Source organism: Tessaracoccus flavescens, from assembly GCF_001998865.1.
GTDB classification, from domain to species: Bacteria; Actinomycetota; Actinomycetes; order Propionibacteriales; family Propionibacteriaceae; genus Arachnia; species Arachnia flavescens.
Genome location: NZ_CP019607.1, coordinates 2,118,769 through 2,144,496, shown reverse-complemented (window position 1 = coordinate 2,144,496; position 25,728 = coordinate 2,118,769). Strand labels below are relative to the sequence as shown.

Genomic DNA, 25,728 nt, shown 5'->3' with positions numbered 1-25,728 from the left:
GCCGGATCACCCCGGGCCGGAGCCGGTCGGGGCCTCGGTCAGATCCCAGCCTGGGCGATGGCCGCCTCCACTCGGGTGAGCCCCTCCTGTGTCTCGCTCCAGTGCTTGACCTCCCGGTCGAGGTCGCGCTTGGACTGGTCGATCGCCGACGCGACGTTGCGGTCGAGATCTGCGAGCTGGCGCTCCTGCCTCGCCTTGACCTCCTTGCGGGTCGTCAGCAGCATGTAGCCCCAGTAGCCAAGGACGAAGCCGAGCACGACGAGCGCCAGGAACCAGGCCGACGCCGCCGAGAGCGCGAAGCCTGCCACCACGAGCGCGATGCCTGCGATCATGACCGGCTTGGCGTAGGTCGACTTGTCCAGGTCCTGCTCCGCCTCGCGGGAGATCTCGCGTGCCTTTGCCCTGACCTGCGCCTCGTCGAGGCCGTCGGCTGTGGCGGTGAGGCCGGAAATGCCGACGACGGCGACCTCCTTGGCACTCGGCTCGGCCGAGGCGGTCAGTTCGTCGAGCCACGGACGCAGCTGATCGAGCATCACCTTCCACAGCAGGCGCCGGTCGCGCAGGCTGACGGTGGGGTCCATCGCAGAGGCGCGGATCAGCTGAAGGGGGTCCAGCCCCTCCTCGACCTCGTCCGTCGCCTCGGGTGCCGGCGCATCCGGATCGGCGATCTGTCTGCGCAGCTGCTCTGCGCGTTCCAGCAGGTCCCGCTCGCCGCGGTCTCCACTCTCGATGCTCAGCGAGATGATCTCGCCGAGCGTCGCGCGTTGGACGGCGTCGGCCCTTGCTGGGTCGTCGGTGCTGTAGGTGACGGCGGGGGCGGCGTCCTCGTCAGCCGACTCTCGCATGGCAAGTCCCCAGGCCGCATGGTCGGGACCCGCGGGGTCGGCGGTCAGCGGCGAGAGCTGTCCCTCCACCCACTCGAGCATGACGGCGTTCTCCTGACGCCGTGCCACGGTGGACTGTGCACCCACCCAGGCCTTCCAGGCGTCGGTGTCGGTCTGCGCCAGGCGGCTGCGCAGGATCGGCTCGAGCCGGGCGAGCGCGTCCTGACCGAACGCACCCTGGAGGACGGCGGTCCACAGCTTCGCCTGGACAGGTCTCCACCGGGGGCTGTCGAGCAGCGGGAGCAGGCGCGGGACGAGGTCGGCGCGGTGCCCGAGCAGCGCCTGGGCCGCGACCAGAAAGATCTCGGCGTCGTCGCCCCGCTCCATGGCGATGGCCGCCCTCTCAGGATCGACCTCGCCGTCGGGGCCGAGCGCGGCGACGGCCGCGGGCAGCCAGTAGCCGGGAACGTCGGGCCGGGGCTCTGGCCGTCGGCCTGCCATCAGTTCCTCGAGGTCGAGCGCGGCGAAGCGGCGCGCCTTCGCGTTGTCGGGGAAGGCTGCCAACTGGGCACGGATGGCGTCGAGTTCGACGAAGGCGTAGAAGGCCCTCGTCAGGTTGCCGAGGCGCCGCTCGACGTTACCGGTGATGTTCTCGAGCTGCTTGCGCATCCGGGACGCGTCGCGGCCCATGGCGCTCAGCGCGCGGGCCTGGTCGTTGACCGTCTGGCGCACCAGTTCGTCCTGGGCGTACTCGCTGCGGAAGAAGCTGCGGGGGACGGCCTCGTCGTGGTAGTCGCTCATGGGAGCCAAGTGTGTTGCATCGTGGTGTCAGACGGCGGCGGAGTCCTCGACGTCGGCGGCCCGCCTCGGCCTGGCCTGGGCTCGGCGTTGCGCACGCCGAAGGGGATGTGGACGCTTGGCACCGACTCGGAGGTCAGGTGCAGCTGCTGATCGTCGAAGAAGATGTGGGGGCGCAGCGTCTCGAGGATGGGCCCCTTGGCGATCCCGCCAAGAAAGAAGGCGTCGTTCACGCGCAGCCCCCACTCCCGCAGCGACCACAGCGCGCGTTCATGGGCCGGCGCGCTGCGCGCGGTGACCACCGAGACGCGCAGGCGCATCCGGTAGCCCGGCAGATCTTCGCGGCGCCTCTCCTCCTCCGCCTGGATCTGGTTGAGCCTGCGCAGCAGTTCCCGCAGCGGACCCGGCTCGTGGGCGAGGTTCTGGTTTGCGAGTTCGTGCTCCTGGAAGCGGTGCAGTCCACCCGAGGCGTAGACCTGCTCGGAGGCGTCGTCGGCGAGCACGGAGTCGAAGTCGAAGGCCACCCGGAGCCCGCGGTCGAGCGGGTCGTCATCGAGGCCCGGTGACTCCTGCACATGGCCGGCGGGCAGCCCGTTCTCGACGGCCTGCCTCACGTCGGCGGCGTCCGCGGAGAGGAACAGCGCCATGTTGAGCGGCTCCATGTACGGAAACGGTGCGCGGCCCTCCGTGAAGATCGCCCGGGTGATCGGCAACTCATGGGCTGCGATGGAGCGCATCACGCGCAGGCCGGTCTCGGGGCTGTTGCGGGACAGGACGATCACCTCGACGAGCGGATCGTCCGGGTCGGCGCTGAGGTCGTTGAGGCTGAGCAGCCGTCGCACGAACGGGTAGGCAACGCCTGGCCGGAGGGTGTCGTCGAGATGCTCGCGCTGGTAGGCGAGGTAGGCGGCCGGGCCCTGCTCGTTGAACACACGCCCCGACTCGTCAAGGTTGAACAGCGCGCTGGAGGCGATGCCGATCACCAGTCGGTTCGACAGGTCGTAGCCCGCCATCTGCCCCCCTCGCTCGGCGCTTGGGCCTCACCCTAGCAACGGGCGGCGATCAGGCTGCGTGGGCGCTGAGCAGATCGAACCAGGGAAGCAGACCGAACAGTGAGAGGGCGACCCCGAGCGCTGCCATGACCGCGCGCCGTCGGGAGCCGAACTCCAGGTCGACGAGGGCCCAGGCCAGCAGCGCGAGCCCTGTGGCGCCCATGCCGAGCCACGAGTAGTCGGAGCCCGCGATGAACAGGATGGCGGTGAGGCCGATCAGGAGTAGGACCATGAGCGTGCCCACACGGTGCAGGACCAACGGATTCACGTTCATGCGGTTCCCGTCTCCCTCCAAGGACGCTGCTGGACGAAACGATGCTAGCGGGCGCGGGCGCGCGTCCGGAAGCCCTTCTCGAGACTTCTCCGATGTAGTTTCCGAAGCCCCTTGTCAGACGGTTTCCACGTCTGGAGAGCGCTCCCCCTCGGCCTGCTCGAGGGGTCTCACCGCGAACCTGTTGTAGACCTCGACGCACAGCTGGGCCAGTTGCCCGAGCGCGACGGCGGCGACGGCGAAACTGGTCAACTGGGGCACCGCCTCGTCGAGCGTCGCCTCCCAGCGCATCGCAGCGAGGAACGAGGCCAGGGTGAGCAGGGTGGCGATGACCCGGGCCGAGCGTCGCTTGGGGATGGCGATCAGGGTGGCGACCCCGACGACCGAGATGCTGATCAGCAGCGAATCCAACAGGCCCATGACGGCTCCCCTCGACGGTTGGAGCGATTCTTCCACGCGCCCATCGAGGGCAAAAGGCCTCGGGGGTGATCGGATACCAAAGTTGGTTCGCCGCTGGCCGAAGGCCTCCCGACAAACAAGAACGTCCCGCAGGCGGGCCACGGGGCGTCGATCCGGGGATCAGTGGAGCGGGCGACGAACCCGCCCATCGAGCTTGGGAACCACGGCTTGGGAAGGCCTGGCTCGCACAACGTCATAGCTCATCGCGGGGCTGCGTCGGCGTGTCAGAAATGACAACAGGCCAGCCGTAGGCTGGCCCGTTGCTTCCCGGCCCATACGTCCGGTGCAGCTAGTTGCGTCACGTTTCCGTGCGCACAACTATCTTGCATGCAAACAGGCTCAGTTTTCAACTCGAAGAGATAATCAGATACTCAGTTTTTGTTGAAGCGATGTCGTGAGTGGGAACAGAGTCGGTAGCTCCCATGTTGGATGCTCGCCGACGAGCACGGCGTACACAATGTCACCGACTGCTGGCTCATAGTTCTTGCGCGCCAGCGCAACTTCCTGGCCTGAGGCAAGGTCTCTCCCAATTACCCAGGCCGGACCAGCTGAGCGCACGACCTGAACGAGAGTGCGCAGACTCCTAGACCCTTGCCAGGAGGTCGGGACCGCGGGCTTCTCGAGTTCGCCGACAAGGAAGGGTCTTGAGCCCGACGTCTGCACCGCAACGCGCTGTCCAGGCAAGTAACTGCCAGGCGGCGCCCAGGAGGCGAAAACCTGACCGCCCTCCAACTCCACTCGGACGCGTGTCTGATGGGTCCAGTAGCTCACCGTTCCCTCCACGACACCCGGGAAGGTACCGTCGACTGGCTCCTCGGCCAGGACCAGGTTAGGGAACGACTCGTTCGTGGGATCTGGACGGACTCCATTCGCGTAGAGGCTCACCTTCTCGCCACGGTTAACAGCCCTGCCAGGTACCCAGCTTCCTACGGCGCCGTTGTTTCGCACCATCTCGACAGCGGCCCCTGAGCGGTAGCCTGCTGCCCACTGCCCAGCGATCTGAGACCCTTCTAGCGATACCTTGGCGATCCACGCGCGCAACTCCTTGCCACGGAATCTCCCACCAGGCGGCGTGATGTCAGCCATGGCCACTTCGTCCAAGAGGATCCACGAAGTCAGGGACCTCTCATGCACGCGGTCGACTGAGGCCGCGTAGACCGAAACCCCTCGGGTCGCGGCGAAGTCGTAGGAGGGCACAAAGTCCGCATCCTCCGAGAGGGTTACGATGCAGCGCGCTTCAGCACTCCCGTCCTGAATGCGGTCAGCGATGTCGGCCACGGCCAGAGCGCACAGAACGTCGACTTGCTTCTCCTCGGGTCCCTTTGCCCGCTCAACCAGATACCCCTCGAGTACCTGCGCTCCACCTTGGCGGTACTGCTCGGCTAGCTCTCGGTTCCTCCCAAGCATGGAGTGCACCTGATTGGAGCATTTCTCTTGCAGCACCCTCGTCGCCATCCCGACGCGCACGTCGACCGGCCTGAGGCCATATCGGGCAAGCGCCACGCCCAGTCCAGGCAGGCTGAGGGTATGAGGGCGACCGAACACACGCCTAGCCTGCCCCACAAGGTTTCGGTGGTCGACGACAACAGCGCATGGTACGAGTTGGTCGGACACATCGGAGATCATCACACAAGCATAGAGTGCACGCCTGACAGTTTGAGTACCCTCAGCGTTGGCTGCCGAGCATCACCTCATGGGCACCTGTATCGCCCCGCGATGGGTACTCCAGAAGGCTCCGCACGAGGAACTACACGCGCATGGTAAGGAGCAAGCCTGCGAGGTGGCGGCAACTAGTCGGTAGACGGTGGCGGATCCGGCAGGACCATGTAGCGCGCGAGTGCCCACCGCCGACGAGAGTAGCCCCGCGGCCCAGCGGGCGCGGCCACTACTGCGTCATCGACGCGGCCCGCAGGGCGTGCGGTGCAACGAATGAAACGGTCGCTACGGACCCCTATTGGACGTCTGGCCTTCCACGGGATCACCGACTAGGCCTAGTCGAGGGCCGTTCGGCCTTGTCAGGCCAGTCGAGCGGGCGACGGGAATCGAACCCGCGTATCGAGCTTGGGAAGCTAGCGCTCTGCCATTGAGCTACGCCCGCGTGGAACACAGGTTAGCAGGGTTGGGCGACGTCGCGCCTCCCCTCCCCGCGCGTCCACCCGTCGAGAAGCCGACAGGTCACGGGACGGGACCGGCAGCACGCCGCCGAGGGATACAGCCTGCCCGCCCGAGTGGGACGCTGTCCGCCCGCTGTGACGAGGCACTCTTCGCGCCCGACGCTGAGTAGGCTTTCCCCATGGGCAGCGCGCAGAACTCCATCGTGCGCGACGACCGCGCCATCAGGCGCCTCGCCATGGCCCACGACGCCTCCCACTTCCTGCTCACCCCGGCCGAGGTCGTCACTCCCGGAACCGCCGAAGATGTCGCGACGCTGATGCGTGAGGCTGGGCGGCGGCGCAAGCCGATGACCTTCCGCTCAGGAGGCACCTCCCTGTGCGGGCAGGGCGTCACCGACTCGACGCTGGTCGACACCCGCAGCAACTTCCGCACGCTCGAGGTGCTCGACGACGGCGAACGCGTCCGGGTAGGAGTCGGCGTGACGCTCGCTGCAGTCAACGCCCGACTCGCCAGGTACGGCCGGCGCCTCGGCCCCGATCCCACGAGCGCGATCGCCTGCACCATCGGCGGGATCCTCGCCAACAACTCCAGCGGCATGCTCTCGGGCATCGAGCAGAGCAGCTACCACACCGTCGAGTCGATGGTCTTCGTGCTGCCGAGCGGACGGATCATCGACACCGCCGACCCGTCGGCAGACATCACGCTGCGCCTCGACGAGCCGGAACTCTCCGGCGGCCTGCACATGCTGCGCAAGCGGCTGCGGACCAACCCCGACGCCATGGCCGAGATCCGCCGCCTGTTCTCGATCAAGAACACGATGGGCTACGGCATCAACGCCCTGCTCGACTTCCACCGGCCGGTCGACATCATCTCCCACCTGCTGATCGGCAGCGAAGGGACGCTCGGCTTCATCTCCGAGGCCACCTTCCGCACGGTCCCCCTCGCCCGGCACACGGCCGCGGCGCTCGCCATCTTCCCCGACCTGCCGTCTGCCGCGAAGGCCGCACCGGAGCTCGTTGAGGGCGGCTTCGAGTCGGTCGAACTGATGGACGTGGCGTCCCTGCGCGTCGTCGTGCGGCAGCCGACGGCGCCCGCCCAGCTACGCTCCCTCAACCTGACCACGCAGGCGGCGCTGCTCGTCGAACTCCACGACACCGATGAGGCGACCCTGCAGGCGAGGCTCGCCGAGGCCGAGCAGAGGCTGGCCGGGCTCGACGTGATCGACCTGATCGCCATGACGACCGACCGCGACCGGCGCAATTCGCTGATCGAGCTGCGCCGGGGTCTCTATGCGCTGGTCGCGGGTGCCCGCGCGTCGGGGACCACGACGCTGCTCGAGGACATCTGCGTTCCCCTTGACCGGTTCGCCGAGATGTGCCAGGCGCTCGACGACCTGTTCGCCAAGCACGACTACGGCGTGCTGAACGTGCCGCTGTTCGCCCACGCCCGCGACGGCAACATTCACTTCCTGCTCAGCGAGCGGTTCGACGAGCCGGAGGGCCTGCTGCGGTACCGCAAGTTCACCCGCGACCTGGTGCGTCAGGTGCTGCGCCGCGGCGGCGTGCTGAAGGCGGAGCACGGCACAGGCAGGGCCATGGCGCCGTTCGTCCGGGCCCAGTACGGCGACGAGCTGTACGAGGTGATGCGCGCCATCAAGTTCCTGTTCGATCCGAGAGGCGTGCTCAACCCCGGCGTCGTCATCACCGACGACCCCGACGAGCACCTGCTCAACCTCAAGCTGATGCCGACCGTCGAACCCGAGGTCGACGCGTGCATCGAGTGCGGCTACTGCGAGGCTGGCTGCCCCTCCCGCGACCTGACGCTGACGCCGCGCCAGCGGATCGTGCTGCGTCGCGAGATCGCCGCCCGCCGCGACGACCACGACCTGCTCAGGCAGATCGCCGAGAGCTACGAGTACGAGGCGGTCGAGACGTGCGCCGTCGACGGCATGTGTTCGGTCGCGTGCCCCCTCGGGATCGACACCGGAACGCTCGTGCGCAGGCAGCGCTCCGACAACATCAGCGCCGTCGAGAAGGCAGGCTGGAACCAGGCGGCGCGCACCTGGGGCCTCGTCACCCGGATGGGCTCGGCAGCGCTCACGCTCGCGAAGGCGGCCGCACCGCTCGCCAACGCCGCCACCGACCTCGGCCGTCGGCGCCTCGGCTCCGAGGTGGTCCCCCGCTACGACGCCCGACTGCCTCGCGGATCGAACGTGCACCGTCGCCCCCGCCGTCGCGACAAGGGCCACGCCGGGGTCGCCGCCTACTTCCCCTCCTGCCTCCAGACGATGTTCGGCACGACCGGCGAGGGCGTCTTCGCGGCCTTCCGCGAGCTGTGCCTGCGCGCCGAGATCCGGGTGACGATGCTGGACGTCGAGGACCTGTGCTGCGGGGCACCCTGGTCGGCAAAGGGCATCGGCGAGGGCTACGAGGTGATGCGCCGCAAGGTGCGCGACCAGGTGGTGATGCGCGACCAGTTGCCGATCATCACCGATGCGAGCAGCTGCACCCAGTCGCTGGCCGAGATGGTCCGGCACTGGCGCGTGCCCGTGCTCGACGTGATCGAGTTCGCCGCCGACGAACTGCTCCCCCGGCTCACCGTCACCCGGCCGCTCGACTCGGTCATGGTGCACCCGACCTGCGCATCGACGCGGCTCGGGATCAACGAGGACCTGATGGAGGTCGCACAGTTTATCAGCGACGACGTCTCGGTGCCGCTCTCCTGGTCGTGCTGCGGGTTCGCGGGCGACCGCGGACTGCTGCACCCCGAACTGACGGCCAGCGCCACCCAGGACATGGCCGCCGAGATCAACCGGCACCACTACGACGGCTACGCCTCGGTGAACCGCACCTGCGAGATCGGCATGACCCAGGCGACCGGCCAGCCGTACCGCCACATCCTCGAACTGCTGGAGCAGGCGACCCGCTGAGCGTTCAGCCCGCGGCGATCACATCGGCGACCAGCGCAGCGGCCCGGTTGTCGTCCACCACCGGCGTGAAGCCCATCCGCACGACGACGAGGTTCTCGCTCGGGACCACGAACAGGTTCTGACCATCGTGGCCGCTGGCCCAGTAGGCGTCTTCCGGAAGCTCCGGGTTGAGGATCTCCCCGCCACCGAGGTCGTTGACCCACCAGGAGGCGGCCATCCCCTTCGCGTCGCTCTCGGCGACCGGTTCGACGGTCGTGGACTCGTCCATCCATCCCTCGGGGAGCAGTCGTTGCCCGTCGACCACGCCGTCGTCCAGGGCGAACTGCCCGATCCGGGCCCAGTCCCTCGGCGTGGCCCACAGGTAGCTCCCGCACACCGGCGTTCCGGTCACGTCCGGTTCGAGGACGGCGGAGCCGAGGCCGAGCGGTGCGAAGAGCTGCTCGCGCGGAAGGTTCGGCCCGAGCCCGGCCTTCGCGTTCAGCACGGAACACAGCAGAGTCGTCGACCCGCTCGAGTACTGCTGGAACGTGCCGGGCGCGTGAGCTGCCGGCTGCGCCGCGACGAAGCCCGCCATGTCGGGCTCGGCGTAGAGCATCTGGGTGATGGGGGTGCCGAGGTCGTAGGTCTCGTCCCATTCGAGTCCGCTCGTCATCCGCAGCAGGTCGTCGACGGTGATGTCGGCCCGCTCGTCGTCCCACTCGGTGCGCAGGTTGCGGTCGTCGAGATCGACCTTGCCCTGCTGGACAAGCCGACCGGTCAGCAGGTTGGTGACCGACTTGGTCATCGACCAGCCCAGCTGCCGGGTGTCCGGGGTGAAGCCGTCGGCGTACCGCTCACCGATCACGACCCCGTCGCGGACGATCACGACGGCGCGGGTGCCAAGCGCCAGGCGCTCGGTGTCGTCTAGGTCCTCACCGAAGGCCCTGTCGATCGCCTCCTCGATGGCGGGACTCAGCTCCGCGGTCGGGAACTCGACGGCCGGGGTCGCTTCGACCGGCGCGGGGAACTCCTGCCGTTCGTCACCGACCGTGCAGCCGAAGCCCTCCGTGTACCAGGCGTCCTGTCCGGCGAGGAAGCCGGCAACGGCCACCCGCGAATGGCCCGAGGCAGGGTCGTTCCAGGGCGTCAGGTAGTCAGCGAGCGGGTTGGGCGGCAGGTCGGCCTCGGCGTCGTCGCGGCCGACGAGTTGGGTGATCGCGCAGAGGTTGTGCGCCGCGTAGCCGGTCCCTGTGCGAAGCAGAGGACGCAGATACCAGTAGCCGCCGATCCCCGCGGCGATCAGCACGACGAGGATGATCGCTAGGACGATTGGCCAGCGGCGGCGACTGTGCATGGGTCGAGGCTACTGGAGGTCCCGCGCGAACTGGAGGGTTGACAGTCACGACATCGCTATCTAGATTGCTAGCATGACAACAAAGCAGCAATGCAACGTGTATCTGCCACCGGAACTCGTCCGAGACATCAAGCACCGCTCGATCGACGAAGGGCTCAGCCTCTCCGCGCTCGTGGAGAAGGCGCTCACCGAATACCTGGACCGCGCACCAAAGGAGGAACGATGATCCGCACCGCACCCATCCGCTTCACCCCCCACATCGAGCGCTGGGAACAGTTGCTGCTCGCGCTCGGCTGCACCTTCGTCGCAGACCAGCCGGGCTGGAAGGTCGCCCGCGCCGGCCGCGGCGTGTTCTGCCTGCACGCCGCCGATGAGCCACGCAGCGAGGCCTGGTTCCAGTCGGACGACCACCGCGCCGCCGCAGAAGCCACCGGCGGCAGGATCGAGGAGAAGGTCGCCGACGGTAAGGAGCAGAACTTCTGGATGGCGACGATGCCCGACGGCGTGACGCTCGGTTTCGACGCATGGCAGTACGGCGAAGGGAACGTTGAGGGCGCAGACGTCCGGCTCGCGGTGCTGCCCCTCTGGATGACCCCGGACGTCGAGGCGGCCACCGCGGCGATGCTCGCCATCGGGGCGGAGCGCAGGCTGTCGAGCGACTCGGGCGACTGGGTCGACTTCACTCTCACCGACGGCCTGATGGCGGTGCACGGCGGCGAGGCCGAGGTCGTCCTGTCCTTCGAATGGGACGGCGACGTCGACCGCCTCTCCGAGGTCCTGAAGTCACGCGGCTTCGACTCCCGGGTCATCGACGAGGCCTACGGCCGCTCGCTGCGCATCGACGATCCCGACGGCGGCGTCGAACTGTGGGTCAACGAGCGTCAGAGCGACCTGTACGGCTACCGGGAGGGCTGACGCGCTCGATCTTCGTCAGTCGCCCAGGCCGGTGCCCACACCGCGCGCCGCGGCGATCCACGGATCGTCGAGCGGCACCGTCTTGAGGTTGCCCGCGACGTCGGCGAGGGGGACGGGGACCGCACGGCCCGCCTGCGACGCCACCGTCACACCCGAGACGCCCTCGGCGATCAGGTCGGCCCCGGCGGAGCCGAGGAGGGTGCCGAGCAGGCGGTCGTTCGCGTCGGGCGTTCCGCCGCGCTGCACGTAGCCGAGGATGGTCACGCGCGATTCGAGCCCCGTCGCCTCCTCGAGGGCCGAGGCCACCTTGAACGGGTTGTCCCGGTGGGCGGCCTCGACCGATGCCTTGTGCTTGCTCGCAGCGGCCTTCGCCTCAGGGGTCCCCGCACCCTTCACCAGCGCGGTCGCCGCGGCCAGGTCGGCCGCGTCCTCCTGGTTGCGCGCCCCCTCGGCGAGTGCGATCACGGAGAAGTTGCGGCCGGAGGCGGCCCTTGCCTTCACCGAGTCGGCGACCGACTCGATCGAGTACGGGATCTCGGGGATGAGGATGATGTCCGCCCCGCCCGCGATGCCTGCGCCCAGCGCAAGCCAGCCCGCCTTGTGGCCCATGATCTCGACCACGATCACGCGGTGATGCGAGTGCGCCGTCGAGTGCAGGCGGTCGACGGCCTCGGTGGCGATCCCCAGCGCGGTGGAGAACCCGAAGCTGGTGTCGGTGTGGGCGATGTCGTTGTCGATGGTCTTCGGCAGGTGGATGACGTCGAGGCCCGCCTGGGCGAGCCGGTTGGCGTTCTTCGCGGTCCCGCCACCGCCGATGCAGACGATCGCGTCGAGCTTGTTGCGCTCGTAGTTCTCGACGATGGTGGGCACCATGTCGCGGACCTCACCGTCGACGACCATCTTGTGCGGCTTGTCCCGGGAGGTGCCGAGGATGGTTCCTCCGATCGTCAGGATGCCTGCGAGGGCCTCCCCGTCCAGGTCCTGCCAGCGGTCCTCGACGAGGCCGCGCAGGCCGTCGCGGAACCCGATCAGCTCCATGCCGTGCTGGCCGATCGCGGCCTTGCCGAAGCCGCGGATCGCGGCGTTGAGGCCCGGCGAGTCGCCGCCGGCCGTGAGAATTCCCACTCGCTTGGTCATCGATCCTCCTCGTTTGCTTCACCCTATTGCCGCGCGACGGTGCCCGGACACGGTTTCACGATCACCGTCCAGGGTCTTCCCTGATCCGCCCCCGAGAGGACACCCAGATGCCCCTCCCCGCAGGGTCCGATCGGGGCCGCTCAGCCTAGACTCATGTCATGTCTCCCGAAGCGCCCCGTCTCGAGTCCCTCCGCTGTGCCGACCAGGACCGCGAGCTGGTCGCCCAGGTCCTCAACAACGCCTACGCCGAAGGGCGGATCACCTTCGAGGAGCACGCCGAGCGGATCGCAAAGGCCTACGACGCCCTCACCTTCGGCGACCTCAACGAGCTGACCGGCGACCTGGTCGCCGTCCCACGTCCACGGCCGGCCCCCTCGGCCGCCGTCGCCCCAGCAGCGGCCGCAAGGGTCCCCGCGGCCCCAGGCCAGTACACCGGAGGCAACGCGGTGCTCTCGACGCTGAAGCCGGGACGCATCGACACCGTCGCCCCTGAGGTCACCGTCAACGCGTGGCTCGGAGAGGTGCGGCTCGACCTGGTCGACGCCACCTTCGCCGACCGCGAGACCACGATCAACGTCGGCGGCCTGATGGGCGAGGTGCGGATCCGCGTGCCCGCCGGCGTCGACGTCAACGTCTCGGGGCTGTCGACGGTGATGGGCGACACCAAGGTCGAGGGCACCAGCCCGCGGCCCGACGGCATCCGGATCAACCTGGTGGGTACTGTGGTCATGGGAGAGGTGAAGGTCTGCGGACCGGACACCAAGAAGACCAAGTACGAGAAGTTTGTGAAGTGAGCCTGGACGACCTCTTTGCGCCACCCGGGACGCCGTGGCAACGGCTGTCCCCGAGCTATCTGAAGCTGAAGCTCTTGTTGATCCCGATCAACTGGACGCTGTTCTTCGTCGTGCCCGGAGTGCCGCTGTTCCTCTTCGCCCCGCGCTGGACGCTGTGGATCCTGCTCGGCGTCGCCGTCGTGTGGATCGCCTGGCGGATGCTGCGCGCCCCGCGCGTCTTCCGCCGCTGGGGCTACGCCGAGCGCGACGAGGACGTCTACGTCACCTCAGGCCTGTTCAGCAGGTCGCTGCAGTGCGTGCCCTACGGCCGGATGCAGCTGGTCGAGGTGCAGTCGGGCCCGCTCGAGCAGCGCTTCGGCATCTCAAGCGTCCAGATGATCACCGCTTCGACGGCGGGCACGGTCAACATTCCCGGTCTCGCGTCCGCTGATGCGGCCGCCCTGCGCGACCGTCTCATCGCGCGAGGAGAGCAGCAGCAGGCCGGCATCTGATGACCTGCGATGAGCATCCCGAGGCCGCAGCCCCGCCGCCCGTGCCGGTTCCGGTCCCGGAGAAGGTGGTCGAGCATCCGAGTCCGCTGACCGGCATCGCCCGCGGAGGCATCGCCGTCGGCATCGCCATCATCATCGTCGGCCGCGAGTTCCTCGAGAATGGCGCCGACTTCGAGGGCGTCCCGATCCTCGGCCTGATCGCGCTCGGCATCGCCGTCATCGCCGGGCTGAGCGGCATCGTCACGTGGAAGACCACGACCTTCATCGCCGACGACGACGAGTTCCGGGTCGAGCGCAATTTCCTGTCGAAGACGTCGACGCGGGTCGACTACACGAAGGTGCAGTCGATCGACATCTCGCAGCCGTTCATCGCCCGCCTGCTCGGCTTGGCGAAGGTCCACATCGACGTCGGAGGGGCCGGAGGCGTCGACCTCGAGTTCCTGACGAAGGCGCGGGCGGAGTCGCTGCGCGAACACCTGCTCGAGCACATGCAGCGGGCGCGGATCGTCTCGGGCGTGGCCCCCACAGCCGTCGAGGGCGGCGCGAGCCTCGGCGATGGCACACCCGGCCAAGGAACGACCGACGGCGCGTTGGTTGCCCCCGAGTCCGAGGAGATCGTGGTCAAGGTGCCGCCGCGCAACCTGATCCTCGGCTCCCTCGTGTCGACCGGGGCGCTCGGGGCACTGGTCGCCGCCGCCTTCTTCGTGGTGATCACGATCCTGTCCGGATCGCCCGTCACGCTGATCGCGAGCGCGGTCGCCGTCGTCGGCTGGATCTGGGCGCAGACCGGGGCCAACTGGGGCTTCGTGATGACGCGCCGCGGCGACACCCTGCGGCTGCGGCGGGGCCTGCTCAGCACCTCGGCGCAGGGGCTCCGAACGGGCAGGATCCAGGCTGTCGCGATCCAACAGGACCTCCTGCAGCGCACCACCGGCCTCTACCGGATGAGCGTCACAGTGCTCGGCTACGGCAACCCGCTCACCGACGAGGACAAGGCCAGCAACGCGATCGTGCTTCCCTACGGCACCTGGGACGACGTGCTGCGGGTCCTGCACGTGATCTGGCCCGGGCTCGAGCTCGCCGCGATCGAGGTGCACGGCCAGCCCGACCGGGCGCGCTGGCTCACACCGTTGACCTTCTCCACCCACACGTGGGGCATCGGGGACGACGTGGTGATCGCCCAGCACGGCCTGATCAACCAGGTCCGCTCCATCGTCCCCCACCGTCGGATGCAGTCGGCCAGCATCGAGCAGGGTCCGCTGCAGCGGAGGCTGGATCTAGCCCAGATCTACGTGCACACCACCGACGGCCCGGTCACGCTGCGGATGTACCACCTCGACGCCACGCTCGCCCGGTCGGTGTTCGAGGACCAGCTTGCCCGCGCGAAGCGGGCCCGCGAGTCGGCCGACTAGCCGCACCCGCGCCTTTCGCGGCCGGTCAGACGAAGGTCCGCCCGGTGAGGGCGGCGTCGCGCTCTGCTCGACGAGCTCGTCGCGGGCGGCTCCTTGCGTGAGGCTCAGGCCTGTTCGATCAGCGGATCGGGGTGCTCTGCCAGGTCCTTCGCGAACAGGGCGGCGCCGACGATGCCCGCGCGGTTGCGCATGGTGGCAGGCACGATGGGGGTGCGCAGCTCGAGCAGCGGGCCGAACTTGTCCCAGTCCTTCGAAACGCCTCCGCCGACGACGAACAGGTCGGGCGAGAACAGCATCTCGACGTGCGAGTAGTAGGGCTGCAGGCGCTCGGTGGTCCACTTCTTGTAGGAAAGCGACTCCTTGTCCTTGATCGACGAGGCGGCGCGGGTCTCGGCGTCGTGGCCGTCGAGCTCAAGATGGCCGAGCTCGACGTTCGGCACGAGCGTCCCGCGGTAGATCAGGGCCGAGCCGATGCCGGTGCCGAGCGTGGTGAGGATGACGAGACCGTCGTTGCCCTTGGCTGCGCCGAAGTGCACCTCGGCGAGGCCGGCGGCGTCCGCGTCGTTGACCAGGTGGATCTGGCGTCCGAGCTTCTCCTCGAAGAGTTTGTCGGCGTTGATTCCGGTCCACAACTTGTCGAGGTTGGCGATGAACGGCACGACGCCGTGCACGACCGGGGCGGGGATGGTGAGGCCGACGGGGGCGTCGCCGATCACCGGGGCGAACTCCTCGATGATCTCCTTGACCACCGCGGCGACGTTGTCCGGGGTCGACTTGGCGGGGGTGGGGATGCGCAGCCGGTCGCCGATGAACTCGCCGGTCTCAAGATCAACCGGTGCGCCCTTGATGCCGGACCCGCCGACGTCGATACCCAGGAAAATGCTCATGCGGGAAAGAGTAGCGCCAACTATCTCCCGCCCCGCGCACGGGGTCGGACCCCAGCAGGGCGAGCACATGCCCGTCCCTGACCGGGAGCCCGACCGCGATGTTGCGGATCCGGCTCACATGCGCTCCGGCGCGTCAATCCCCAGGAGGTTGAGCCCTGTGGCGAGCACCTGCTTCGTGGCCGCGCACAGCGCGAGCCGTGAGGCGCGGACGTCGCCCTCGGACTTCAGCACGGGGCACTCCTCGTAGAACGAGGCCATCGTGGAGGCCAGGTCGTAGAGGTAGCCGCACAGCTTGTGCGGGGTGAGCTGCTGGGCCACGTCGTCGACCACGTCACCGAAGCCGCTGAGGGTCAGCGCGAGCTGCTGCTCGATCGGCTGGTCGAGGACGGTGACGGACGCGAAGTGGATGCCCTCGGCCTCCGCCTTGCGCAGGATCTGGCCTGCACGGGCGTGGGCGTACTGGAGGTAGGGGCCGGTGTTGCCGGTGGTCTGCACCATGCGCTCGACGTCGAAGGTGTAGTCCTTCTGCAGCCCGCTCGACAGGTCGGCGTACTTGATCGCGGCCAGCGCGATGTTGGGAGCCGCCTGCTGCTCGGCCGCGTCGAGCAGCGAGTCGAGGGTGGCGGCCTTTCCGTCGCGGGTCTTGAACGGCTTGCCGTCCGGGCCGAGCACCATGCCGTAGCCGACGTGCTGGGCGATCACGTCGTCGGGCAGGAACCCGGCCATCCGCGCCGCCGCGAAGACCTGGGCGAAGTGGCCAGCCTGGCGGGCGTCGGTGACGTAGATGATCCGGTCGGCGTGCAGTTCCCGCACGCGGCGGCGGATCGCGGCGAGGTCGGTGGTCGCGTAGCCGTAGCCGCCGTCGGACTTCTGCACGATCAGGGGCGCATCGAAGCCCTCGACGAAGATGCAGAGCGCGCCCTGGTCCCAGACGGCGACGCCCGACTCCTCGAGCTCCTTGACCAGCACGGGCAGGTCGTCGTTGTAGGTGCTCTCCCCGGCGAGGTCGTCGTCGGTGAGCAGCACGTTGAGCCGCTCGTAGGCCCGGTTGAACGCCGGCTTCGAGATGTCGACGAGCTGCTGCCAGATGGCAAGCGACTGCTCGTCGCCGCCCTGGAAGGTGGCGACGCGGGCTCGGGCACGGGTGGCGAACTCCTCGTCGTCGCGGAACCGTGCCGCGGCCCGCTTGTAGAGGGCGTCAGCCTCGTCGAGGGTCAGCGCCGTGACGTCGAGGTTCTCGTCGAGCACCTCTTCGATCAGCATGCCGAACTGGGTGCCCCAGTCGCCGATGTGGTTCTGTGGGATGACGGTGTGGCCGATCCGGGTCAGCACGCGGTTGAAGCAGTCGCCGATGATCGTGGTGCGCAGGTGGCCGACGTGCATCTGCTTTGCGACGTTGGGGGCCGAGTAGTCGATGACGACGCGCTGCGGGTAGGCCGTGACGTTGACTCCGCCGTCGGGATCCTCGAGCAGGCTGGTGACGGAGTCGGCCAGCACGTCGGAACGCATCCGGAAGTTGATGAAGCCGGGGCCCGCGATCTCGGGGGTCTCGCACAGGTCGGCGACGTCCAGGCGCTCGATGATGTCGGCGGCCACCTCGCGCGGGGGTCGACCTTCCTGCTTCGCCAGGCGGAGGGCCACGTTGGACTGGAAGTGACCGAACTGGGGCTTGGTGGCGGGGCGCATCTCAGGGTCGACGCCGGTGACAGCCCGCAGGCGTGCGTCTAGTAGCGCGGGGAGCGATTGCATGGTCAACATTGTCTCACCAGCAGTCAGTTCCCCTCAATCGACGCCCCTCAGCCCCGCCCCGGGGCCTCGCGTCGCACCGATCGCACAGCCTCGGGTTCAGCGGCGGCTGTTCTCCCTTCGCACGTAGAGCGCGAAGAGCAGCCCGACGACCAGCAGCACGCCCGCCGCGGAGACGGTCACGCCGAGCGCTGCGCGGTGGCCGGCCCCGTCAGCGACGGTGCCGCCGAGGAGGTTGCCGACGGAGGTGCCGAGCGTGATAGCCGCCGGGAGCAGCGTCATCGCGAGGCCGAGCCGCGCCGGAGGGGTGCGGGGGCCGGAGGCTGCGAAGATCGTGACGAGGATCGGACCGATGGGTGCGCCGACGGCGAGCATGCCCAGTGCCATCTGCCACGGCTCGGTCGGCAGCAGGAGCAGCGCGGTCGCGGGGACGGCGAGGGCGGCGCAGAGCACCCAGCGGAAGGCGGCGCCCCACCTGGCGGGCCAGCGCGACACCGTCAGCGCCGCGAGTCCTGATGTGATGCCCATCGCCGCGTAGATCAGGCCTCCGGTGCCGGGGTGGCCGGTCTCGTCGGCGAACACCGTCATCGTCGTGGCGAGGGAGCCGAAGACCGTGCCGATGCCGAGCATGCCTGCGATGCCCAGCGCCATGAAGCCCAAGGACATGCGGGTCGGACCGGCCACGCCCGTGGCCTCCTCGTGCCGCAGCGGGGCGCCCGCCGCCGAGCTGCGGTCGAAGGCGAAGGCTGGGACGGCCAGCATGGCGAGCACGCCCGCGATGACGAGCGGGATCGGGGCTCCCGCGGCGGCCGCGACGATGCCGACGAGCGCCGGGCCGAACACGTAGCCCATCTCGTCGACGGTGCTCTCGTAGCCCATCGCCAGGTCGACGCTCGAGCGGTCCCGCGCGCCGGTGAGGCGGCGCATCCAGCGCACGCGCGTCATGGGCCCGATCTGCGGCACCACCATGCCCGCGAGCACGGCGAACGCGCCGAGCGGCAGGTCGAGGTGCACGGCGCCGTCGCGCGGCGAGCCGGCCCACAGCAGCCCGACGAGGGCGAGCACGTAGGCGACGGTCGAGACGAGCAGTACCTTCCGCTGGCCCCAGCGGTCGGAGGCCGCGCCCATGATCGGGGCGCCGAGGCCGACGCCGACGCCGGAGATGGCGGCGACCGCGCCGGGCGTGGTGAAGTCGTCGGCACCGGCCGCGACGTAGGTCAGGGCTCCGATGGTGAGCATGGACTGGGGCAACCTGGCGAGGGCCGAGGCCACGAAGTAGGGCCAGCCCATCACGGAGACGAGGCGACGGAAGCCGGCCGGCCCGGGGGTCTCAGCGGGCGCGACGGCAGCGTCATTGACGGTGGTGGTCATGGGGTTCCTCAGGTCGGGTCGCCGAGGCGACCTGCGCGACGTCCCAGCCTCCCGTCACGCGCGAACCCTGATGTGACGATTCCATCGTAGCTTCCCGGCTCGGGGGAACCTAGCGACGGTCGACGCCGCGGCGCGGTCGATGCGGTTCGGGAGCCCGGGCCGGCCCGGCCAGGAGCTCAGCAGCCCTCAGGTGGCGGATCGGCGACGCGCCAGCGCCTGCAGGCCGATTCCGAGCAGAGCCAAGATGGCACCGACGGCGAGGAAGGGCCACGGGTTCAACTGGTCCACACACGTGGTGCTGACGGCGTCGGACGTGCACACCTCGCCAGGGCCCTGGCGGTGCAGGAAGGCGACGTACATTAGGACGAGGCCCGCGCCGAGCAACAGCCCGGCGGCCCCTCGGCCCTTCGAGTAGAGGATCGCGACGACAAGACCACCACCGTGGCCGGGAGCACGAAGACCCCGATGGACGCGATGCCGACGAGCCCCGGCGCCGACGAGCAGCCACAGCAGGTAGGACACCCAGTCACGCATCTCTCGGCTCCTCTCCTACACAGACTGTAGGCGCGAAACCCCACGTCCGGCGTTCGTTGAGCAGTCTGGCGGCGGAGCCGCGCCCCCGTTCCTTGAGCAGCCTCGGCCTACGAAGTCGCGCCAGGCGTCAACGAAATAACCCGCGCCAAACGGGGTCAGAGCGCCTCGACCGCGGTCTTCTCGATCACGAGGCCATTGCGGTAGCGCTCCATGAACTGGTCGAAGCCGTCGACGTCGGCCTTGACCGGCTCGGCCGTCTCGATCTCCGCGTCGGCGAAGACCTCGGTCGCGAGCCAGTCGGTGAGCGAGGCGCCGTCGGCCTGCAGGAAGCCTGCGAGCAGCGCCATGCCCCACGCGCCGCCCTCGCCCGCGACCTCACCGACCGAGACCGGGGTGTTCATGGCCGCGGCCAGGAAGCCCTGCGCGACGCCCTTCGTCTTGAACAGACCACCGTGGGCGAACATCGAGTCGAGCTGGACGCCCTCGTCGCGGAGCAGGACGTCCATGCCGACGCGCAGCGCGCCGAGCGAGGCGAACAGGTTGGTGCGCATGAAGTTGGCGAGCGTGAACTCGCTGGAGGGGGTGCGCACGAAAAGCGGGCGACCGGCCTCGAGCCCGGTGACGTGCTCGCCCGCGAGGTAGTTGTAGGCCAACATGCCGCCGCCGTCGGGCGCCGCCTCGAGGGCGGAGCGGTACAGCGTCTCGAAGAGCTGCTTGGTGTCGAACTGGGCGCAGAGGGCCTTGCCGACCTCGCCGAACAGGTTGACCCAGGCGCTCAGGTCGATGGTGCCGTTGTTGCAGTGGGCCATCGCGACGAGATCGCCCGCCGGGGTGGTGACGAGGTCGATCTCCTCGTGCAGCCGCTTCAGCGGGCCCTCGAGGACCACCATGGCGAAGATTGACGTACCTGCGGAGACGTTGGCCGTGCGACGGGCAACGGAGTTGGTGGCGACCATTCCGGTGCCGGCGTCGCCCTCGGCAGGAGCGAGCGGCGCTCCTGCCTGGAGCGTGCCGGACGGGTCTAGCAGCCGCGCACCCTCCTCGGTCAGGCTGCCCGCCTGTTCGCCTGCCTTGAGCACCTTCGGCAGGATCGCCTCGAGCTTCCACGGGTAGCCGCGCTCGGCGACGAGCTCGTCGAACTGCGCGAGCATCGCGGTGTCGTAGGTGCCGGTGGCCACGTCGATCGGGAACATGCCGCTCGCATCACCGATGCCGAGCAGGCGCTCGCCGCTCAGGCGCCAGTGCACGTAGGCGGCGAGGGTGGCGAGGAAGTCGATGTCCGCGACGTGCTCCTCGCCGCGCAGGATGGCCTGGTAGAGGTGGGCGATGCTCCAGCGCTGCGGGATGTTGTGCTGGAACAGCTGGGTCAGCTCCCCCGCGGCCTCCGACGTCATGGTGTTCTGCCAGGTGCGGAAGGGCACCATCAGTTCGCCCTCGGCATTGAAGGCCATGTAGCCGTGCATCATGGCCGAGACGCCGAGCGCTCCGACGCGCTCGAGCGGCAGGCCGTGGGCCTGCTCCACGTTCGCGGCCAGGTCGGCATATGCGGCCTGCACCCCGGCCCAGACCGCATCCAGGTCGTAGGTCCACACATTGTCCTCGAACTTGGCCTTCCAGTCGTGGCCGCCGGTGGCGAGGGGCTGCTGGTCCGGGCCGATCAGCACCGCCTTGATGCGGGTCGAGCCGAACTCGATACCCAAGGCAGTGTGACCGTTCACAATTGCTTCACTGGCTGTGGTGTCGTGATCCACGTTGACCTCCAAATCGGTGTGGCCCCATTCTTGCCTGCCGAGGGCGATAAGTACATGCCGGGGTTGCCGAAGCCCCTTTGCGTCGATCCGCTGCATTGTCTCGGCGGCCCCTGACGACTCCCCACTACGCTTGGCCCCATGCGTATCTCCGTGATCGGCTGCGGCTACCTCGGTGCCGTCCACGCCGCCTGCATGGCCGAGCTGGGCCACGACGTCGTCGGTCTCGACGTCGACGAAGACAAGATCGCCAAGCTCGCGGCCGGGGTGGCCCCGTTCCACGAGCCGGGCTTCGACGCGGTGCTCAAGCGCGGCGTCGAGTCGGGGCGACTTGGCTTCACCACCGACCCGGCGGCCATCGCCGACGCAGAGATCCATTTCATCGCCGTCGGCACCCCACAGCTGTCCGGACGCCTCGGGGCCGACATGAGCTACGTGGCGCAGGCCGTCCGCACGATCATCGAACACGCGGAACCCGGCACGGAGCGTCCGGTGCTGGTCGCGGGCAAGTCGACGGTCCCGGTCGGAACCGCCCAGCTGATCTCCGACGAGTTCGACGGCTCAGGCAAGAACCTCGTCCTCGCCTGGAACCCCGAGTTCCTGCGCGAGGGCTACGCCGTCAAGGACACCCTGCATCCCGACCGGATCGTCTACGGCCTGCCCGACGATGTCGCGAAGGGCGAGGCGGCGCGCGAGGTGCTCAACCAGTGCTACGCCACGATGCTCGAGGCGGAGACCCCGCTGGTGGTGGCCAACTACCCGACCGCCGAGCTGGTCAAGGTCGCGGCGAACTCCTTCCTGGCAACCAAGATCTCTTTCATCAATGCCATGGCCGACTTGTGCGACGCCACCGGCGGAGACGTGACCCGGCTCGCCGAGGCGATCGGCTACGACGACCGGATCGGTCCGAAATTCCTGCAGGCGGGCATCGGCTTCGGCGGCGGGTGCCTGCCGAAGGACATCCGCGCGTTCATGGCCCGCGCGGGAGAGCTCGGCGTCGACGAAGCTCTGACGTTCCTGCGCGAGGTCGACACGATCAACCTGCGCCGCCGCGACCACGCCGTCCGCCTCGCGGAGGAGGTCGTGGGAGGAAGCCTCTCCGGCAAGAAGATCGCCGTGCTGGGGATCACGTTCAAGCCCGACACCGACGACCTGCGCGACTCCCCTGCCCTCGACATCGCGAGCAAGCTGTGGGCGGCGGGGGCCGATCTGGCGATCGTCGACCCGGCGGCTGGAGACAAGCTGCGCGAGCGCCGTCCCGACCTCCGCGTCCCGGAGACGCTCGAGGAGGCGGTCACCGACGCAGACGCCGTGATGATCCTGACCCAGTGGCGCGACTTCGTCGACCTCGACCCCACGTCGATCCGCGACCTGGTGGCCGCGCCGAACATCATCGACGGTCGCAACGTGCTCGACCCGAAGCGCTGGTCGGACGCGGGCTGGAACTACTACGGGATGGGCCGCGGGGTCAGCATCTGGTGACGCCGACGCGGCTAGGCTCGAGACAGCCGAGGCAGGGAGGCACCATGAGCGACGTGACCGTCACGAACAACCCACAGGAGAACCGTTACGAGGCCACCGTCGACGGTGCGCTCGCCGGATTCGCCGAGTACCAACTGACCGACGAGCTCGTCGTGATGACGCACACCGAGGTCGACCGGGCCTTCGAAGGACGCGGAGTCGGCGGGGCGCTCGCCCGGTTCGCACTCGACGACATCCGCGGACAGGGAACCCGGAAGGTGCTGCCGATCTGCCCGTTCATCAAGGCCTGGATCGTCAAGCACCCCGACTACGCCGACCTGCAGTACCGCTACCAGCCCGCCGAGTGAGGTCCGCTGCCGCTGACCGTCACTCCGGCTCAGCCGGTCATCGCCGTAGTCGTGACCATCTCGCGCGTGTTCTTCAACTCGCTCGCCGGCTACGCCCTCTCCAGGCTGCCGTTCCGCGGCCGCTCGGTGGTGTTCGGGCTGTTCATCGCCGTCATGACCGTTCCGTCGGTGGTGCTGATGATTCCCCGCTTCCTCGTGATCACGGAACTGGGCATGTTCGACACCTACTTCGGCATGATCCTGCCCTGCTCGTGGACGCGGCGGGAATCTTCATCATCTCCAGGCAGAGTCCCGAACTGCACACCCTCACCACCGGTGTCGGCGCGCTCGTCTCGGGTCAGCTCGGGTCCGGCAACCAGTTCCCCCTGAAGCTGGCCGCCGCGGTGTTGATGACCATCCCCGTCGCCGTGGGTGTTCTTCATCTTCCAGAGGCGCATCATGTCGACGACGGAGGGCGCGGAGAAGGGCTGACCCCCAAGGCCCTGCGGCCCGGTCCGGTTCGTCCGGGCGGGGCCGACACCTTCTCAGCTCCCGATCCATCGACGCAGGTGGGCACCCGTGCGGCTGCCCTGCGCGTCCGCCACCTCGCCTGGCCTGCCCTCCGCGACGATCCGCCCGCCGTCACCGCCTGCCCCCGGCCCCATGTCGATCACCCAGTCCGCCACGGCGATGGTGCGCACGTCGTGGTCGGCGATCACCACCGTGTTGCCCGCATCGACCAGCGCCTGCAGCCGCCCGACGAGCAGGTCGATGTCCGCGGGGTGGAGGCCGTTGGTCGGCTCGTCGAGCAGATAGAGGCTGTGCCCGGCCGGGGCGCGGTGCAGCTCGCTCACCAGCTTGATCCGCTGCGCCTCGCCTCCGGACAGGGTGGTCGCGCTCTGCCCGAGCGACAGGTAGCCCAGCCCGATCCCGGAGAGCAGGTCGAGGATCCGGCCTGCTGTCGGCACGTCGCCGAGGAACCCGAGTGCCTCGTCGACGCTCATCGCGAGCACGTCGGCGACCGTGTGGCCGCGGTAGTGCACCTCGAGCGTCTCCGGGTTGTACCTCGAGCCGAGGCAGACGGGACACGGCACCGTCTCGGTCGGCATGAACAGCAGTTCGATGCTCACCTCGCCGTCACCGAGGCAGTGCGGGCAACGGCCGGCCGGGAGATTGAACGAGAACCGGCTGGCGCCGAAGCCGCGCCGCTTCGCCTCGGGCTGGGCGGCGAAGAGCCGCCGCACGGTCGCGAACAAGCCGGTGTAGGTGGCCAGGTTGGAGCGCGAGGTGCGGCCGATCGGTTTCTGGTCGACCACGACGAGCCGGTCGACACCGTCGATGCGTGCCACCGTTGCGACGGTGACGCGGTCGGCCTCGACGTCCCACACCGGCACACCCTCGACGAGTTCCTCACCCTCCTCCGTCACCTCCGGGGACAGGTCCGGGTGCAGATGCGCTCGGACGGTGTCGGCGAGCGCCTGCAGCAGCGTCGACTTCCCTGCTCCCGACACCCCGGTGACCGCTGTGAGGCAGCCGAGCGGGATGGCCGCGTCGACGCCGCGCAGGTTGTGTCCACGGACGCCACCCAGGCGCAGGAAGTTGCCCGTGGGGCGGGGACGCGGCGGGGAGGGGGCCGCCGGCGGTTCCCCCCCCCGAGATAGCGGGCGGTGGCCGATCCCTCGACGCCTGGAAGCTCCGCCGCCTGCCCGTTGAACAACACCTCGCCGCCGTAGCGACCGGCGCCTGGCCCGAGGTCGACGATCCAGTCGGCGGCCGAGATGACGAGCGGGTTGTGTTCGACGACGAACAGCGTGTTCCCCTCGTCACGGAGCCGGTGCAACGCGCCGAGCAGCACCTCGGTGTCAGACGGATGCAGGCCGGCGGAGGGCTCGTCGAGGACGTAGAGCACGCCGAAGAGGCCGCTGCGCAGCTGTGTCGCCAGGTGCAGCCGCTGCAGTTCGCCACCCGACAGCGTGGTGGTCGGGCGCGCGGTCGCGAGGTAGCCGAGCCCGAGATCGATCAGGGTGCGCAGTTGGTCGTCCAGGACGTCGATCAGCGCGTGGGCCGCCTGCCTGCGTTCCGCCGGGAGGGCGAGGGTGTCGGGATGGGTGAGGGCCTCGTGCAGGAAGTCGCGCAGCCCGGTGAGCTGGAGCGCGGTGGCGTGCGCGATGTCCCGGCCCGCGATGGTGACCGCGAGCGCCTCGGGGTTGAGCCGCTTACCGTGGCACGAGGGGCACAACCGCTCGGTCATGAACTCGGCGGCCTTCGCCCGCATCCGCGCCGACTGCGAGTCGTGGAAGGTGTGCTCGACCCATCGCTTCGGGCTCATGTAGGTGCCCTTGTAGTGGAACTCCTCGACGTCAACGGTGGGCTGCTCGTCGGTGAGGAGCACCCACCGCCTCGTGTCCGCGGGGAGGGTGCGGAACGGCACGTGGATGTCGATCCCGAGGATGGCGAGGATGCGGCGGTAGTTGGCGCCGCCGAAGGCCCCGGGCCAGGCGGCGATGGCTCCGTCCTGGATGCTGAGGTCGGGGTCTCCGACGAGGAGGTCCTCGTCGACCTGGAGCAGCCTGCCGATCCCCGAGCAGGTCCGGCAGGCCCCGACGGCGGTGTTGGGCGAGAAGCTGTCCGAGTCGAGCGGTGCCGCGTCGCGGGGGAAGCTGCCTGCCAGATCGGCAGGCCGGTAGCCGGGCGGATAGTCGCCTGCGCGGGAGTACAGCATGCGCAGCACGTTGGAGACGCGGCTTACGGTGCCGACGGTCGAGCGAGCCGAGCCAGCGCTGTGCTGCTGACGCAGCGCCACGGCCGGTGGGAGGCCGACGATCTGGCGCACCTTGGGGGCGGAGCCCTGGTCGATCAGTCGCCGGGCATAGGGCGAGACGGACTCCAGGTAGCGCTGCCTCGACTGGGCGTAGATGGTCCCGAAGGCCAGCGACGACTTGCCCGAGCCTGAGATGCCGGTGAAGGCAACGACCCTGTCACGAGGGATGTCGAGGCTGACGTCGCGCAGGTTGTGCTCAGTCGCCCCACGCACCGAGATGTGCCCGGCCAGTGGTGGCGCGTCGTCGTGCTGCATGCGGTTGACTCCTCGTGTCGCCTGCCGC

23 protein-coding genes and 1 tRNA gene are annotated in these 25,728 nt (G+C 69.0%); 9 read left to right on the top strand and 15 right to left on the bottom strand.

Annotation, left to right across the window (positions count from 1 at the left end; genetic code table 11):
• Positions 1-38 precede the first annotated feature (38 nt).
• The 6 genes from BW733_RS10190 to BW733_RS10165 all read right to left on the bottom strand — a co-directional run bounded on the left by BW733_RS10190 (position 39) and on the right by BW733_RS10165 (position 5,502).
• Positions 39-1,625: a hypothetical protein gene (locus tag BW733_RS10190; protein ID WP_077350216.1), complete on the bottom strand. Its 1,587-nt coding sequence runs from the start codon at positions 1,623-1,625 to the stop codon at positions 39-41.
• The gene (locus tag BW733_RS10185; RefSeq protein WP_077350214.1) at positions 1,622-2,635 is read right to left on the bottom strand and encodes a 5'-nucleotidase; all 1,014 of its coding nucleotides are present in this window, start codon (positions 2,633-2,635) and stop codon (positions 1,622-1,624) included. Before BW733_RS10185 ends, BW733_RS10190 begins: the two co-directional genes overlap by 4 nt.
• A gap of 49 nt (positions 2,636-2,684) precedes the next feature.
• Entirely contained in the window at positions 2,685-2,948 is a 264-nt protein-coding gene (locus BW733_RS10180; protein WP_077350212.1) for a hypothetical protein, read from the bottom strand.
• A 114-nt stretch (positions 2,949-3,062) separates the two neighbouring features.
• Positions 3,063-3,365, bottom strand: coding sequence for a hypothetical protein (locus tag BW733_RS10175; protein ID WP_077350210.1), 303 nt, complete (start codon positions 3,363-3,365; stop codon positions 3,063-3,065).
• A 402-nt stretch (positions 3,366-3,767) separates the two neighbouring features.
• On the bottom strand, positions 3,768-5,030 hold the full coding sequence (locus tag BW733_RS10170; protein WP_152024655.1) for a PIN domain-containing protein: 1,263 nt from the start codon (positions 5,028-5,030) through the stop codon (positions 3,768-3,770).
• Positions 5,031-5,431: 401 nt separating this feature from the next.
• Positions 5,432-5,502 (bottom strand) — tRNA-Gly (locus BW733_RS10165).
• Positions 5,503-5,697: 195 nt separating this feature from the next.
• Between BW733_RS10165 and BW733_RS10160 the strand changes: the two genes are divergently transcribed.
• Complete coding sequence (locus BW733_RS10160) at positions 5,698-8,448, top strand: FAD-binding and (Fe-S)-binding domain-containing protein (protein WP_077350206.1); 2,751 nt, start codon at positions 5,698-5,700, stop codon at positions 8,446-8,448.
• 4 nt (positions 8,449-8,452) lie between these two features.
• Here BW733_RS10160 and BW733_RS10155 read toward each other — a convergent pair whose 3' ends face one another.
• The gene (locus BW733_RS10155) at positions 8,453-9,781 is read right to left on the bottom strand and encodes a serine hydrolase domain-containing protein (RefSeq protein WP_077350204.1); all 1,329 of its coding nucleotides are present in this window, start codon (positions 9,779-9,781) and stop codon (positions 8,453-8,455) included.
• A gap of 73 nt (positions 9,782-9,854) precedes the next feature.
• Between BW733_RS10155 and BW733_RS10150 the strand changes: the two genes are divergently transcribed.
• The gene (locus BW733_RS10150) at positions 9,855-10,007 is read left to right on the top strand and encodes a ribbon-helix-helix domain-containing protein (protein ID WP_077350202.1); all 153 of its coding nucleotides are present in this window, start codon (positions 9,855-9,857) and stop codon (positions 10,005-10,007) included.
• Positions 10,004-10,696 carry a hypothetical protein gene (locus BW733_RS10145; RefSeq protein WP_077350200.1) on the top strand — a complete coding sequence of 231 codons (693 nt, stop codon included), beginning with the start codon at positions 10,004-10,006 and terminating at the stop codon, positions 10,694-10,696. The genes BW733_RS10150 and BW733_RS10145 overlap by 4 nt, the downstream gene beginning before the upstream one ends.
• 15 nt (positions 10,697-10,711) lie before the next feature.
• Here the strand turns inward: BW733_RS10145 and BW733_RS10140 are convergent, their stop codons facing one another.
• Entirely contained in the window at positions 10,712-11,833 is a 1,122-nt protein-coding gene (locus tag BW733_RS10140) for a 6-phosphofructokinase (protein ID WP_077350198.1), read from the bottom strand.
• A gap of 158 nt (positions 11,834-11,991) precedes the next feature.
• Here BW733_RS10140 and BW733_RS10135 point away from each other — a divergent pair, with 158 nt between their 5' ends.
• The 3 genes from BW733_RS10135 to BW733_RS10125 are packed head-to-tail and all read left to right on the top strand — an operon-like array spanning position 11,992 to position 14,530.
• Positions 11,992-12,627, top strand: coding sequence for a DUF1707 SHOCT-like domain-containing protein (locus BW733_RS10135; protein ID WP_077350196.1), 636 nt, complete (start codon positions 11,992-11,994; stop codon positions 12,625-12,627).
• Positions 12,624-13,118 carry a PH domain-containing protein gene (locus BW733_RS10130; protein ID WP_077350194.1) on the top strand — a complete coding sequence of 165 codons (495 nt, stop codon included), beginning with the start codon at positions 12,624-12,626 and terminating at the stop codon, positions 13,116-13,118. Before BW733_RS10135 ends, BW733_RS10130 begins: the two co-directional genes overlap by 4 nt.
• A complete protein-coding gene (locus BW733_RS10125; RefSeq protein WP_077350192.1) occupies positions 13,118-14,530 on the top strand; it encodes a PH domain-containing protein in 1,413 nt (470 codons plus the stop codon). Before BW733_RS10130 ends, BW733_RS10125 begins: the two co-directional genes overlap by 1 nt.
• Positions 14,531-14,634: 104 nt before the next feature.
• Here BW733_RS10125 and ppgK read toward each other — a convergent pair whose 3' ends face one another.
• The 5 genes from ppgK to BW733_RS10100 all read right to left on the bottom strand — a co-directional run bounded on the left by ppgK (position 14,635) and on the right by BW733_RS10100 (position 20,768).
• Positions 14,635-15,486: a polyphosphate--glucose phosphotransferase gene (gene ppgK, locus BW733_RS10120; protein ID WP_418361317.1), complete on the bottom strand. Its 852-nt coding sequence runs from the start codon at positions 15,484-15,486 to the stop codon at positions 14,635-14,637.
• A 45-nt stretch (positions 15,487-15,531) separates the two neighbouring features.
• Positions 15,532-17,166 carry an arginine--tRNA ligase gene (gene argS, locus BW733_RS10115; protein ID WP_077350188.1) on the bottom strand — a complete coding sequence of 545 codons (1,635 nt, stop codon included), beginning with the start codon at positions 17,164-17,166 and terminating at the stop codon, positions 15,532-15,534.
• A gap of 96 nt (positions 17,167-17,262) precedes the next feature.
• On the bottom strand, positions 17,263-18,534 hold the full coding sequence (locus BW733_RS10110; RefSeq protein ID WP_077350186.1) for an MFS transporter: 1,272 nt from the start codon (positions 18,532-18,534) through the stop codon (positions 17,263-17,265).
• A 186-nt stretch (positions 18,535-18,720) separates the two neighbouring features.
• On the bottom strand, positions 18,721-19,068 hold the full coding sequence (locus BW733_RS10105; protein ID WP_077350184.1) for a hypothetical protein: 348 nt from the start codon (positions 19,066-19,068) through the stop codon (positions 18,721-18,723).
• Positions 19,069-19,223: 155 nt separating this feature from the next.
• The gene (locus BW733_RS10100) at positions 19,224-20,768 is read right to left on the bottom strand and encodes a xylulokinase (protein WP_237268153.1); all 1,545 of its coding nucleotides are present in this window, start codon (positions 20,766-20,768) and stop codon (positions 19,224-19,226) included.
• A gap of 189 nt (positions 20,769-20,957) precedes the next feature.
• Between BW733_RS10100 and BW733_RS10095 the strand changes: the two genes are divergently transcribed.
• Genes BW733_RS10095 through BW733_RS18275 form a run of 3 tightly spaced genes read left to right on the top strand, consistent with a single transcriptional unit; the run spans position 20,958 to position 23,014 of the window.
• Positions 20,958-22,298, top strand: coding sequence for a UDP-glucose dehydrogenase family protein (locus BW733_RS10095; protein ID WP_077350180.1), 1,341 nt, complete (start codon positions 20,958-20,960; stop codon positions 22,296-22,298).
• A gap of 44 nt (positions 22,299-22,342) precedes the next feature.
• Complete coding sequence (locus BW733_RS10090) at positions 22,343-22,645, top strand: GNAT family N-acetyltransferase (protein WP_077350178.1); 303 nt, start codon at positions 22,343-22,345, stop codon at positions 22,643-22,645.
• A gap of 51 nt (positions 22,646-22,696) precedes the next feature.
• Positions 22,697-23,014: an ABC transporter permease family protein gene (locus BW733_RS18275; protein ID WP_161490204.1), complete on the top strand. Its 318-nt coding sequence runs from the start codon at positions 22,697-22,699 to the stop codon at positions 23,012-23,014.
• Between the two features lie 155 nt (positions 23,015-23,169).
• On the opposite strand, the gene BW733_RS19420 is transcribed toward BW733_RS18275, so the two are convergent.
• The gene (locus tag BW733_RS19420; protein WP_237268152.1) at positions 23,170-24,135 is read right to left on the bottom strand and encodes an excinuclease ABC subunit UvrA; all 966 of its coding nucleotides are present in this window, start codon (positions 24,133-24,135) and stop codon (positions 23,170-23,172) included.
• Entirely contained in the window at positions 24,048-25,700 is a 1,653-nt protein-coding gene (locus tag BW733_RS10080) for an excinuclease ABC subunit UvrA (RefSeq protein WP_237268151.1), read from the bottom strand. Before BW733_RS10080 ends, BW733_RS19420 begins: the two co-directional genes overlap by 88 nt.
• Positions 25,701-25,728: the final 28 nt, after the last annotated feature.